A 12,100-nucleotide genomic window follows, 5' to 3' on the forward strand; every position below is an offset into this window, starting at 1 on the left:
CGCGCACCAGCGGCCCCGCCTCGCCCGCGCGCACGCCGACGGCGAGGAGCAGCGCGCCCGGCGCCCGCTCCGGCAGCGGGGCGTGCGGGTCGTGCAGCAGCACCTCGGTGACGGGGACGGTGCGGCCGCGCGGGGCGCTGAGCAGGCGCAACGTGGAGCCGCCGAGCGCGTCGAGGAGGTTTCCCAGAGTGCAGGTGTCCATGGGTGAACCTTTCGCCGACGGCGGGTGCGGGGGATTGGCCGATCGCAACAGGCTAGACGCCGATGATTGGCCCCTGCCACAAAGCCCTCCCCGCCGTCCGCCCCGAGACTCGTGCCATGAACGATCTGACGACCTCGACCGTCGACGACGTGGCAGGGCTGCGGGCGGTGGCCGACTTCCTCGCCGACGTGTGGCAGATGCCCCGCGACGCCCCGCCCTTCCACACCGATGTGCTGCACAGCGTCGCCCACGCGGGCGGCGCCGTGCACGCGGCCCGGTCGGGCGGCGCCGTGGTCGGTGCCTCGGTCGCCGTGTTCGGGCCACCGGCAGAGCGGGACGTGTACTCGCTCGCCGCCGCGGCGGCCGTCTCCGACCGCGGCACGGGCCACGCCGTCAAGCAGGCCCAGCGCGCCTGGGCCCTCGACCGGGGCGCCCGCACCATGCGCTGGACCTTCGACCCGCTCGTCGCCAGGAACGCCCGCTTCAACCTGGTGAAGCTCGGCGCGGTCGCCAGCGAGTACCAGATCGACTTCTACGGGCCGATGGACGACGGCATCAACAACGGCGACGAGACCGACCGCCTCACCGCCCTGTGGGACCTGACCGCCGACGCCCCGCACGCCACCGACCCGGCCGAGGGCCGCGCCGAGGCCGCGGTGCTCGCCAAGGCCCCCGACGGCGGACCGCTCGCCGCCCGCGACGCGACCCGGCTGTGGTGCCGCGTCCCCGAGGACATCGTCGCCCTGCGCGCCAGTGACCCGGACACCGCACTGCGCTGGCGGCACGCCGTGCGTGACGTCTTCACCTCGGCGTACGCGGAGGGCCTGCGGGCGACCGCGATGTCCCGCGACGGCTGGTACCTGCTCACCCACGGCACCCACCCCACCGCCCCGACCGCCCTCACCGCCCAGGAGGACCCGGCATGAAGATCGAACGCGTAGAGCTGCTGCACATCGCGATTCCGCTGGTCAAGCCGTTCCGTACCTCGTTCGGCAGCATGGGCAGCAAGGACGCCTTCCTGCTGCACGTGGTGACCGACGAGGCCGAGGGCTGGTCGGAATTCGCCGGCGACCCCGACCCGCTGTACTGCTCCGAGTTCATCGCGGGCGCCGAGATCGTCATCCGCGACTTCCTGCTGCCGCGCGTGAAGGCCCTGCCCGAGCCGCGAGCGGCGGCGGCCGGGGCAGCGATGGAACCCGTCAAGGGCAACGAGCTGGCGAAGGCCGCCCTGGAGACGGCGCTGCTCGACGCCGAACTCCGCGCCCACAACATGCCGTTGGCCACCTACCTCGGCTCGGCCACCGGACAGCGGGTGCCCGCGGGTGTCTCCGTCGGCATCAAGAACTCCATCCCGGAACTCCTGGACGACGTCGAGGAGTATCTCGCCGAGGGCTACGTCCGCATCAAGCTGAAGATCGAGCCCGGCTGGGACCTGGAGCCGCTGCGCGCGGTGCGCGAGCGCTTCGGCGACGCGCTCCCGCTCCAGGTGGACGCCAACACCGCGTACACCCTCGCCGACGCCGAACACCTGCGGAAACTGGACGAGTTCGGGCTGCTGCTCATCGAGGAGCCGCTCACCGAGAACGACCTGCGCGCCCACGCGCAGCTCCAGCGGCGCATCACCACCCCGGTCTGCCTGGACGAGTCGATCCACAGCGCGCGGGACGCCGCCACGGCCATCGCCATGGAGGCCTGCCGGATCATCAACGTCAAACCGGCCCGTGTCGGCGGCTACCTGGAGGCCCGCCGTATCCACGACGTCGCGGTCGCCAACGGTGTGCCGGTGTGGTGCGGCGGCATGCTGGAGACGGGCATCGGCCGCGCCCCCAACCTGGCGCTCGCCGCGCTGCCCGGCTTCACCCTGCCCGGCGACACCTCGGCCTCCAGCCGCTACTACGCGGAGGACATCACCGAGCCGTTCGTGCTCGACAAGGACGGCTGCCTCACGGTGCCGTCGGGCCCCGGTATCGGCATCGACCCGCTGCCGGACACCCTGGCGCGCTTCACCACCGCCACCCACCGGCTGTAGCGGCCGCACACCGTCGGTCGACACCCTGGTCGGGTTCGGATCCGGTCTTTCCGGGTAGCGGCGTGACGGTCACCCCTGGGCGGGTCGAGACGGGCCCGCCAGGGGCGTGAACCGTCCGACGAAAAGGGAGACTTGGGTGTCACAGAGCCAGGACCGGATCAAGAAGGCGCACGGCCTCGACGGCGTTCCCGACCGCATCGACTCGTACTACGGGGAATGGGCGGCCTCGTACGACGAGGACCTGCGCACCACCGACTACCGGGGCCCCGACGAGATCGGCGAGCTGTTCGGCTCCCTGGCGGACGACCATCCGGGTGCGATCGGGGCCGGGTCCGTGGTCCTCGACGCGGGCTGCGGAACGGGCCTGGTCGGGGGCGTGCTCGCGCGGCGCGGTGTCACCGTGATCGACGGCTTCGACCTCAGCGAGGGCATGGTCACCGAGGCTCGCAGGACCGGCATCTACCGCTCGCTGACCGCGGGCGTGGACATGAACCGGGGGCTGGTGGAGTTCGCGGACAACAGCTACGACGTGTCCGTGTGCTGCGGTGTCTTCACGCTGGGCCACGTGCCGCCGACCGGGGTGCAGGGGCTGCTGCGCGTCACCAAGCCCGGCGGCCTCGTCCTGGTGAGCACCTTCTCGAAGTACCTGGCCGGTTCGGACTTCGTCGAGTACGTGCGGCGGCAGGCCGACGACGGGGTCCTCAAGGTCGTCGAACGGCGGCAGGACGTGCCGTACACGGCCGAAGGGCCTGCGGACTACTGGGCGTTCGAGGTGCTGCGCTGAGGGCTCCGGCCGGTGGGGGCCGCTGTCGGTGAGCTGTCGGCGGCGGTCGGTGGTCTGTAGGTGATCTGTCGTGGGCCGCAGGGAGATTGGTTCCGGTCGGCGCCGTGCGACAACGGCGCCGGTCGCGGGCAGCACGCCCCGCGGCCCACGCACGATCCGGAAGGACCCCAGCCATGACCACGGACAGCACACACGTCACCATCATCGGCGCCGGTCTCGGCGGCCTCACCCTCGCCCGCGTCCTGCACCTCAACGGCATACCCGCCACCGTCTACGAGGGGGAGCCCTCGCCGGCCGCACGCGCGCAGGGCGGGCTGCTCGACATCCACGACTACAACGGTCAGCTCGCCGTCGAGGCGGCCGACCTGATGGACGAGTTCCGCGCGCTCGTGCTGGAGGGGCACGAGGCCATGCGGGTCCTCGAACCGGACGGCACCGTACTGTTCGAAAAGGACGACGACGGCACCGGCGGCCGCCCCGAGGTCTACCGCGGCGAGCTGCGCCAGATCCTGCTCGACTCCCTCCCGGCCGGCACCGTCCGCTGGGGCCACAAGGTCAGCGGCGTCCGCGCCCTCGGCGAGAGCCGCCACGAGGTGACCTTCGCCGACGGCTCCACCGTCGTCACCGGCCTGCTGGTCGGCGCGGACGGCGCCTGGTCCCGGGTCCGCCCGCTGCTCTCCTCCGCCACCCCCGCGTACACCGGCAAGTCGGTCGTCGAGACCTACCTGTACGAGGCCGACACCCGGCACCCGGCCACGGCGAAGGCGGTCGGCGGCGGGATGATGATCTCGCTGAAGCCGGGCCGGGAGCTCTTCGCGCACCGGGAGCGGGCCGGCACCCTGCACGCCTACGTGGGCCTCGAAGAGCCGCGGGAGTGGTTCGACGCCATCGACTTCACCGACGCCGCCGCGGCCACCGAGCGCATCGCCAGGGAGTTCCGGGCCTGGGCGCCGGAGCTCTCCGCGCTGATCACGGAGGCCGAGGGCGCGCCGACGCTGCGCCCCCTGTACGCGCTGCCGACCGAGCACCGGTGGGAGCGGGTCCCGGGCGTCACTCTGCTGGGCGACGCCGCCCACCTCGCGCCCCCGAACGGCGAGGGTGCCAACCTGGCGATGCTCGACGGAGCCGAGCTCGCCCGGGCCCTCGCCGCGCACCCCGGCGACGTGGAGGCCGCGCTGTCCGCGTACGAGCAGGCCATGTTCGTCCGTACCGCCGAGACCCACGGGGCCGACGAGGACGGGCACTCGCTGGAGGACCTGATGGCCGAGCTTCACCGTGCGCGGGCGGAGGGGACGCCGAATAATGCGGGAGTCCGTAGCACTCACACGTAGCACCCCGTGAAAGGAACCCGCTGTGGCTTCTCGCCTCAACCCGTACATCGCCTTCGACGGGGACGCCCGTCAGGCCATGGAGTTCTACAAGGATGTGTTCGGTGGCGAGCTCGTCCTGAACACCTTCGGGTCCGCCGGTGGCGGTGGGGCACCCGCCGACTTCGCCGACAAGATCATGCACGCCCTCCTGGAGACACCGGCCGGGTTCACGATCATGGGCTCGGACACCCCGCCGGCACCAACATCTCGGTCAGCGTCAGCGGCGACGACTCCGTGGCGCTGCACGGCTACTGGGACAAGCTGGCCGCCAACGGAACGGTCGCCATGCCTCTGGAGAAGCAGATGTGGGGCGACGAGTTCGGCATGTGTACCGACAGCTTCGGCATCAACTGGATGGTCAACATCAGCGGTCAGTAGGCCGCGGAGGGCCCGCCCGGCACGGTCCAGGGGGCGCTGGACCGTGCCGGGCAGTCAGGGGCGTCAGGCGGTGGTGCGTTGCCTGCGTCGCAGGGTGAGGTACGTGCCGGTGGCGCCGGTGGCGAGCAGCGCGGCCACGCCGAGACTCACCGGGAGCGCCGGGAAGCCGTCGCTCGTCGCGGCCGTGTTCTCCATCGGCGGGCCCGGCGTGATGTGCGTGGTGACCGGGGCGATGTCCTTGACCGCGCCGACGGACTTCACCGAGCCGTCCGCGTTCAGCAGCAGCTGTTTGTTGTTCGGGTGCTTGAAGTCGAACATGCCGGACAGCGGGCCCGCGGTGGCGTCGAAGGAGTGGTCGCCGATCCGGCCGGTGTGCCAGTTGTCCTCGATGAAGCGGATGATGGACGCCTGGTCGGTCATGGTGTGGTCGACCTTGTTGACCTTGCTGTACGGGGAGATCACGAGCAGTGGCTGCCGGGTGCCGGGGCCGCAGCGGTCCTGGTAACCCCCGGCCGCCGCCGGGCCGTTCTGGCAGGCGGGGGAGTCGGCGGCCTTGCCGTTGGAGCCGACCGTGGCGTCCTTCGAGCCGTTGCGCGGCGGGATGTAGGCGTGGTCGTACCAGCCGTCGGAGTCGTCGTACGCGACGACGATCGCGGTCGACTTCCACTGCGGCGAGCTCTGCACCGCGTTGATCTGGTTCACCAGGAAGTGCTGCTCGTCGACCGGGTCGGAGTAGCCGGCGTGCCCGTCCTGGTACGCGCTCGCCTTGACGAAGCTGACCGCCGGCAGGTGGCCCGCCTTCGCGGCGGCGGAGAAGTCGGTCAGGTCGTAATTGTGGTTGGCGGGACCTGCGTTGCCGATCTCCGCGACGCTCTTGGGCGCCAAGTGGTGCGGGTTCGCCGTCGACTTGTAGTAGGCGAACGGGTTGTGGTGCGGGCTGTAGTCGAGGGTCGACGCACCGCCGACGTTGGCGTGCGCGTCCTCGCACTTCGCGTACGAGCCGTCCTCGCCGTTCCACGCGGAGCTCGGCCGGAATCCGCCCTGGAACCAACCCCAGGACACCTTGCGGGTGTTGAGCAGGTCGCCGATGTTCCTGCCCCGCATGGTGGCGAGCGCGCTGGTGGCGGAGTGGTTCTTGTCGGAGCAGTCGTCGAACGACGGGTCGGGGTCATTGATCATCGTGCCGACGCCGTGCGCGTCCGGCGACTGGACCGCGGTCTTGTCCGGCGTATCGGTCTGCTTGGGGTTCTCGGTGCCGGAGGCCGGGTCCGTGGAGATGACCCCGTGTGTGTTCCCGGAGGCGAGGTTGATGGCTCCGGGCGTCGACGGGCCGTAGTTCGAGCCGTAGGAGCGGTCGCTCAGGGAGTAGTGCTGGGCGTAGTTCCACAGCGCGGTGACGGTGTTGCCGTCGAAGTAGTCCATCACCAGGCCCGGTTCGCCGAACAGGCCGCCGCTGCACTTGTCGACCTCGGTGTTCTGCACGAACTTGTCGGCCTTGCCGCCGTTGTACGCGTACTGCTCGGGCCCGTAGGAGTGGTTCTGGTCGCAGGTCACCGCGTGGTCCGGGGTCAGCCGCTTCGGGGTGTACTGGTTGGGGTTCTTCTTCAGCAGGCCCGCGTGCGCGAGGGTGTCGATGTTCCTCGGCGTGCCCTTGGCCGGGGTGAACTTCGTGCCGTCGGTGTTCGCGGCCTTCGGATACGTCGCGAAGTAGTGGTCGAAGGAGTTGTTCTCGTCGAAGAGCACGACCACGTGCTTGACGGGGGTGGCGGTGCCGGAGGAGTGCCCCGTGGGTGCGGCGGCCCACGTGGGGGAGGCGCCGCCGAGCACGGTGAGTGCGGCGGCTCCCGCCAGCGCGCCCAGGCCTCGTATCGCTGATCTCCCGGTCGCTGACCCGGATCTACTTGCCTTGCTGGCCATGGATGTTCGTCCTCCGACCCATGTCGACGGCGTGCATGCGCAAGTACGGTGGCACTTGAGTGAACCCTGCATCTATAACCACGGGGCAGATCTTGACCACCTGTTGACCGCTTGTGAGCGGAAGCTTTCCGCAGTGGTGAGCCCCGCTTGGGAGTCGCCTCAGGACAGCAGCGCGCGGCCGAACCAGTCGTCGGCGTCGCGCACGCCCGGCAGCGCGAAGAAATAGCCGCCGCCGAACGGGGAGACGTAGTCCGTGAGCGGTTCGCCCGCGAGCCGCTTCTGCACGGTCTCGAACTGCCGCCGCGGGTCGTGCTGGTAGCAGCAGAACAGCAGGCCCATGTCGAGGTTGCCGTTGGCGTCCGTGCCCCGGTCGTAGTTGTACGCGCGGCGCAGGATCCGCTGGCCCGCGGTGTCCGGTGTGCGCGGGTTGGCGAGCCGGATGTGCGCGTCCAGCGGGATGACGTCGCCCTTGGGGTCGTCGACGAACTTCGGCGCGTCGTGCTCCGCGTCACCGTCCAACGGCGCGCCCGACGCACGGGAACGCCCGAACATCCGCTCCTGCTCGCTGAGCGACACCCGGTCCCAGAACTCAACCAACATCCTTATCAACCGGACCACTTGATAGCTGCCCCCGACCGCCCACTCCGGCTCACCGCTGTCCTTGCCGACCCACACCAGGCGGTCCATCGCACGGGTGTCGGCGGTGTCCGGGTTGGCGGTGCCGTCCTTGAACCCCAGCAGATTGCGCGGCGTCCCCGAGGGGCGCGGCGGGCTGGTGAAGCCGTCCATGCGCCAACGCACCTGGAGCGCGCCGCGCGTGTGCCGGGCGATGTCGCGCAGCGCGTGCAGCACCGTGTCCCGGTCGTCGGCGTGCAGTTGCAGGCTCAGGTCGCCGTGGCACCGGTCGGGGTCGAGGTCGTCGTCGGGGAAGGCGGGCATCGCGGCGAGCCGGCGCGGCCTGCGCCTGCCGAGCCCGAACCGCTCGTCGAACAGCGACGCCCCGACACCCACGGTCACCGCAAGGGCCCCGCCCGGCAGCCGCTCGCCCAGGACCCCCGAGTCGGCGGGCGGCGCGGTGATCCCGGCGGGCTCCGGGGTCCCGCCCGAGGCGAGGAACCGGCACCGGTCGGTCAACGTACGCAGCGCGTCCGCGAGTTCGGCCCGGCCGTCGGCGGTGACATCGAGGGAGACGAAGGCGGTCGCCCGGCGCTGCGCCGCGACGACGGAGGCCTGCCGGGCACCGTGGAACGCGGCGACGGGCGCGACGGGGGTGGCAGTCGGCGCTCCGACCGGGGCCGCGGCGCCACCCGCCGTGAGCCCGACCCCGGCGAGCGCGGCACCCCGCAGCAGCCCGCGCCGCGCGACACCACCCGCCCCGCTCACACCGTCCTCCGTGGATCGCACAGCGTCGCCACCGAGGCGAGGTGTTCGACGAGGTCGCCGAACCGGGCGTCGACACGCTCGCGTTGTGTTCGGCTGAGTCGCTCCAGTGGCGGCCAATGACCGTCGTCGCGGAGTCCGTCGAGGGTACGTCCGGCATCCCTCAAGTCCCCCTCCAGCGAGGGGAGATGGGCGTAGCGCCGGGCCAGGATCGGGTGCAGGCGGGAGAGGACCTCGCTGGTGCCGTCCACGTTGGCGCGGGCCGTGGCGAGATTGCTGCCGCTGCCGAAGTCCGTACGCCCCGTCAGCTCGAACTGCACCGTGTTCTCCAGGATCTCGTGCGCCCGCAGGCCCAGTTGAGCCGGGCCCATCCGGGTCTGCGCCCAGTCCTCGCGCAGCGCGGTGACCGCCTTCAGCAACGCGGCCGCGGGCGCGCGCAGTTCGTGGGCCGACTGTCCGTGCCACAGCCCGAACTCGACGCGGTGGAAGCCGGTGAAGTCCTTGTCGTGGGTGCCGCCCGGCAGGCCTGCGTCCGTGCCGTTGATCCGTCCGTCGGCGTCGCCGAACGCGTCGTAGGCCGCGCCCATCCGCTCGTACTGGAGGTGGGCGGGCAGCCATGCCGTGCGGGCCGCGCCGAGGTCGCCCCGGTCGACGGCGTCGCGCAGTGTCTCCGCCAGCCGGGCCACCTTGTCGAGCCCTTCGCCGACCCACTTCTGGTAGGCGATCGCCGGCGGGATCAGGTCGTGCGTGGTGACCGGCGCGGCGGCGGGCCCCGAACGCCCCTTGCGGATGCGGACGGTGGGCCCGGTGACGGCGTCCGCGTCCTCGGGCAGACACTTGAACGCGTACGCGCCCCTGCCGAGCCGCACCGTCAACTCCCGTGTCGTGCCCGGCCCGATGTCCTCCACCTCGCCGTACATGACGTGGCTGCGCGGATTCTCCAGGAACACCTCGGCGGAGGCGGCGGAGGTGTTGTGCAGCGCGAAGACCTGCACGCCCGGAGCGGGCGCGTCCCAGCCCTTGCCGCAGTGGCTCCCCGAGACCTCGACCAGCGTGCGCCGCGGTCCGCTGGAGGCCTCGGCGCGGTCCTGCGGATGCCGCGTGAGCGCGATGACATTGGCCACCAGCAGACAGAGCAGGACGACGAGCACCCCAGCGAACAGCCACCGTTGTCCACGCCGCCACCCGGGGCGGGGCATCGACATCCGGTCCTCCGAGGGGTCGTTCGGCGCGAGCAAGAGGTCGTACGGTGCGGGACGGCCCGATGCTAAGCGGCACGCTCGGGGCGAACGGCAGTCCACCGAAAATCATGACCAAGAGTTGACGCGGGCGCATGTACACGCTCGCCTGTACGGAGCTTTGCGCACGCCATGGCGCGTGTCCCGGCGTGTGATTGACTGGCTCGCATGGCCCCGCCTCTGTCTCTGCCCCCGCACTCGTCAGCCCGGTCATGACCGCGGAGCCGATGCCTGCCACTCGTCCCCGCAACCGCAGGCAGCTGATCGTCGAGGCGGCCGGGCGACTCTTCAGCGAACGCGGCTACCACGCGGCGTCCATGGAGGAGATCGCCTCCGGCGTGGGCATCACCGCGGCGGCCCTGTACCGACACTTCCCGAACAAGTACGCGCTGTTCTCCGAGTGCGCGCACGCCATGGTGGACGGCCTCGTCGCCACGCTGGACGAGCTGCCGCCCGAGGCGGACGCGGCGGAGCTGCTCACGGCCCTCATCCGGATCACCGTGAAGCGTCGCGCGGAGGGTGGTGTGTACCGGTGGGAGGCCCGGTACCTCAACCGCGAGGACCGCCGGCTGCTGCGGGGCAAGTTCGCGCGCGTCGTCGGGCGGGTGACCGAGGCGGTGCGCCGGGAACACCCGGGCGAGCGCGCGGAGTTGCGGGTCGTGGCGGCGCTCGGCGCGATCGGGTCCATCACGATGCACCACACCTCCATCGCTCAACGCCGCGTCGAGGGACTGCTGTTGGAGTGCGCCCAGCGGCTCGTCGCGACGTGCCCTGCCCCCGCCCCGCAGGGCAAGAGCCGCGAGCGGACCATCGAACTCCCGGCTCTCCCGGTGGCGCGCTCGCGGCGCGCGGAGATCCTCGCGGCCGCCGTCCCGCTGTTCGCGCGCGACGGGTTCGCCAGCGTCACGAACGGACAGATCGCGGAGGCGGTGGGCCTGGCCCCGTCCGCGCTCTACCGCCACTACCCGGGCAAGGTCGACATCCTGGCGGCGGCCTGCCAGCAAGCGGCGGAGCTGCTGGCGCAGGCGGTGGACCAGAACCTGGAGGGGACGGCCGACCCGCACGAGGCCGTGGCGGCGCTGGCGGCCACGTACGTGGCCTACAGCTTCGAACACACCGCGCTGACGAGCGTCGCCGAGGCCGAGTTCGTCGGCCTGCCGGCCGAGCTGCAGCGCCCCTTGGTACTGGCGCAGCGCGAGCACATCGCCGTATGGGAACGGCAGTTGAGGGCGGCCCGCCCCGAGCTCGACCCGCGGCAGGCCCGTGTCCTGGTGCACGCCGGGTTCGGCGTCGTGGTCGAGGCCGGGCGGAGCATGCGGTGGCGCGACAGCGCCGAGCACCGGGCCACGGTGGCGGGGCTCGTGGTGCGGGCGCTGGGGCTCTGAGCGGAGAGCCCCAACGCCCGTCTGGGGGAGCCGGGTTCAGTCCTGTCGGTTGTGCGTCGGGATCACGATGGGCGTGGTCTGCCCCGACGCGCCCTTGTTCAGGAACGCCATGGCCAGCGCGCGGACGAACTGGTCGAACATGTAGAAGGCGCTGGGCGCGACCGGGTTCAGCCCTTCACGGAAGAGGATGAAGGCCGGCCACACGGCGCGGATAAGGGTCGCCGAGGCGTAGTCGCGCTTGAGCCCCAGCCAGTCGCCGATCTCGTTGCTGAGGACGTAGCGCACGAACTCGTTGAGGAACCCGCGCGTGACGCCGAGGTCGATCTGGGCGGTCAACCCGAGCAGATCCTCGGCCAGTTCGATGCCCTCGGTGGTGGGGGAGAGGATCGGCGTGAGCACCTGCGCCGACTGCTTGTACGCCTCGTCCCACGACTTGGGGATGTACTCGGTGCGCACGCCGAGCAGGTGCAGGGCGACCTGCCAGCTGTGCAGGAACGCCTCCTGGTCCTCGGCCGGGAACGGGACCTTCCACTCGAGCAGCTTCCTGTGCACGAACGTGCCGAGGCTGTGGAAGGTGACCAGGATGTCGGCGTTGCTGATCGGGATCTTCTGGTCCGCGACCGCCGACCAGTGCGGGGACTGCGGCAGCATGTGCCGCACCGCGGCGTGCACCAGGCGTGTCTTGTTGGCGGTGACGATGAACTGGCCCTCGGGCTCCAGGCCCTTCAGCTGGGCCAGGTCGTAGCCGAACGTGAACGTCTTGGCCGCGCGGTCCTGCATGTCGGCGCCGCCCGCCGACCAGTAGACGCTCTTCGCCTCGCGCGGGATCACGGTGCTCATGATCCCGCTGCCGAGCCCGTAGAGCAGGAAGAGGTAGGTGTCCTTGCGCCGGTTGAAGTCGGCGGCGCGGGCCAGCTTCTTCGGATCCGCCCAGGAGGGGAGCTTGTTGACTCCCTGGAGGTACGTGGTGAGCTCGGCCGGCAGGCCGGTGGGCAGTGGGTCGTTGTTGTTCACCCACGGTTCCATCGCCTTGTTCACGGCCGGGACCCGACCACTGGTGATGATCTTGGCCATCAGCGGGTCGATGGCGTCGTCCCACACGTACTCGGGGTCGGTGCCCGCTCCGGAGCCCGCGACCGAGCCCGTCGGCGACCAGGCCCATGCGTTGGTGGCGGTACCCGTCGCGCCCACGAGTCCCAGCGCGGCACCGAGCGACAGGATGTTTCTGCGGCTCAGATCTGTCATTGACTTACTCGCTTCCCTGGTTGGCCAGGCGGTTCAACAAGCCCGGATGTGCTGGGTGTTGGGGTCTCCGCCACGCTTCAAATCTTGTTCCAGGATGTGATTTCTGATTAACATAGCGAGGCGCGCAGTCATCGACAAGAGAGTCGGCAAGAGTGCCGACAGGGCATCGAAG

General features: G+C 71.0%; 9 protein-coding genes and 2 pseudogenes. 6 read left to right on the forward strand and 5 right to left on the reverse strand.

Annotated elements, in window-relative coordinates:
* Positions 1–202 (reverse strand): annotated as a pseudogene (locus OKJ99_RS00005) (PucR family transcriptional regulator); the annotation flags it as partial.
* Between the two features lie 116 nt (positions 203–318).
* On the opposite strand from OKJ99_RS00005, the gene OKJ99_RS00010 reads away from it, so the two are divergent.
* From OKJ99_RS00010 to OKJ99_RS00030, 5 genes and pseudogenes are all read left to right on the forward strand, one after another.
* Positions 319–1,128, forward strand: a complete 810-nt coding sequence (locus OKJ99_RS00010; RefSeq protein ID WP_326013455.1) for a chorismate synthase — start codon at positions 319–321, stop codon at positions 1,126–1,128.
* Positions 1,125–2,231 (forward strand): o-succinylbenzoate synthase, encoded by a 1,107-nt coding sequence (gene menC, locus OKJ99_RS00015; RefSeq protein ID WP_326013457.1) that lies wholly within the window; start codon positions 1,125–1,127, stop codon positions 2,229–2,231. The genes OKJ99_RS00010 and menC overlap by 4 nt, the downstream gene beginning before the upstream one ends.
* A gap of 136 nt (positions 2,232–2,367) precedes the next feature.
* Complete coding sequence (locus OKJ99_RS00020; RefSeq protein ID WP_326013459.1) at positions 2,368–3,015, forward strand: class I SAM-dependent DNA methyltransferase; 648 nt, start codon at positions 2,368–2,370, stop codon at positions 3,013–3,015.
* 173 nt (positions 3,016–3,188) lie between these two features.
* Positions 3,189–4,346: an FAD-dependent oxidoreductase gene (locus OKJ99_RS00025; RefSeq protein ID WP_326013460.1), complete on the forward strand. Its 1,158-nt coding sequence runs from the start codon at positions 3,189–3,191 to the stop codon at positions 4,344–4,346.
* Between the two features lie 22 nt (positions 4,347–4,368).
* Positions 4,369–4,763: pseudogene (locus tag OKJ99_RS00030) on the forward strand (VOC family protein).
* A 63-nt stretch (positions 4,764–4,826) separates the two neighbouring features.
* Here the strand turns inward: OKJ99_RS00030 and OKJ99_RS00035 are convergent.
* From OKJ99_RS00035 to OKJ99_RS00045, 3 genes are all read right to left on the reverse strand, one after another.
* Positions 4,827–6,680, reverse strand: a complete 1,854-nt coding sequence (locus OKJ99_RS00035) for a phospholipase C (protein WP_326013461.1) — start codon at positions 6,678–6,680, stop codon at positions 4,827–4,829.
* A gap of 159 nt (positions 6,681–6,839) precedes the next feature.
* On the reverse strand, positions 6,840–8,063 hold the full coding sequence (efeB, locus tag OKJ99_RS00040; RefSeq protein WP_326013462.1) for an iron uptake transporter deferrochelatase/peroxidase subunit: 1,224 nt from the start codon (positions 8,061–8,063) through the stop codon (positions 6,840–6,842).
* On the reverse strand, positions 8,060–9,265 hold the full coding sequence (locus OKJ99_RS00045; protein ID WP_407700624.1) for an EfeM/EfeO family lipoprotein: 1,206 nt from the start codon (positions 9,263–9,265) through the stop codon (positions 8,060–8,062). The genes efeB and OKJ99_RS00045 overlap by 4 nt, the downstream gene beginning before the upstream one ends.
* A gap of 245 nt (positions 9,266–9,510) precedes the next feature.
* Here OKJ99_RS00045 and OKJ99_RS00050 point away from each other — a divergent pair, with 245 nt between their 5' ends.
* Positions 9,511–10,683: a TetR/AcrR family transcriptional regulator gene (locus OKJ99_RS00050; protein WP_326013465.1), complete on the forward strand. Its 1,173-nt coding sequence runs from the start codon at positions 9,511–9,513 to the stop codon at positions 10,681–10,683.
* Positions 10,684–10,719: 36 nt separating this feature from the next.
* Here the strand turns inward: OKJ99_RS00050 and OKJ99_RS00055 are convergent, their stop codons facing one another.
* On the reverse strand, positions 10,720–11,928 hold the full coding sequence (locus OKJ99_RS00055) for an oxygenase MpaB family protein (RefSeq protein WP_326013467.1): 1,209 nt from the start codon (positions 11,926–11,928) through the stop codon (positions 10,720–10,722).
* Positions 11,929–12,100 lie beyond the last annotated feature (172 nt).

It is taken from the genome of Streptomyces endophyticus (assembly GCF_035798155.1).
GTDB lineage: Bacteria > Actinomycetota > Actinomycetes > Streptomycetales > Streptomycetaceae > Streptomyces > Streptomyces endophyticus.

Excerpts from the sequence above, each read along its gene's own strand:
- OKJ99_RS00055 (WP_326013467.1), bottom strand. The coding sequence starts at position 11,928 with ATGACAGATCTGAGCCGCAGAAACATCCTGTCGCTCGGTGCCGCGCTG.
- menC (WP_326013457.1), top strand. The coding sequence starts at position 1,125 with ATGAAGATCGAACGCGTAGAGCTGCTGCACATCGCGATTCCGCTGGTC.
- OKJ99_RS00010 (WP_326013455.1), top strand. The coding sequence starts at position 319 with ATGAACGATCTGACGACCTCGACCGTCGACGACGTGGCAGGGCTGCGG.
- OKJ99_RS00035 (WP_326013461.1), bottom strand. The coding sequence starts at position 6,680 with ATGGCCAGCAAGGCAAGTAGATCCGGGTCAGCGACCGGGAGATCAGCG.
- OKJ99_RS00025 (WP_326013460.1), top strand. The coding sequence starts at position 3,189 with ATGACCACGGACAGCACACACGTCACCATCATCGGCGCCGGTCTCGGC.
- OKJ99_RS00050 (WP_326013465.1), top strand. The coding sequence starts at position 9,511 with ATGACCGCGGAGCCGATGCCTGCCACTCGTCCCCGCAACCGCAGGCAG.
- OKJ99_RS00045 (WP_407700624.1), bottom strand. The coding sequence starts at position 9,265 with ATGTCGATGCCCCGCCCCGGGTGGCGGCGTGGACAACGGTGGCTGTTC.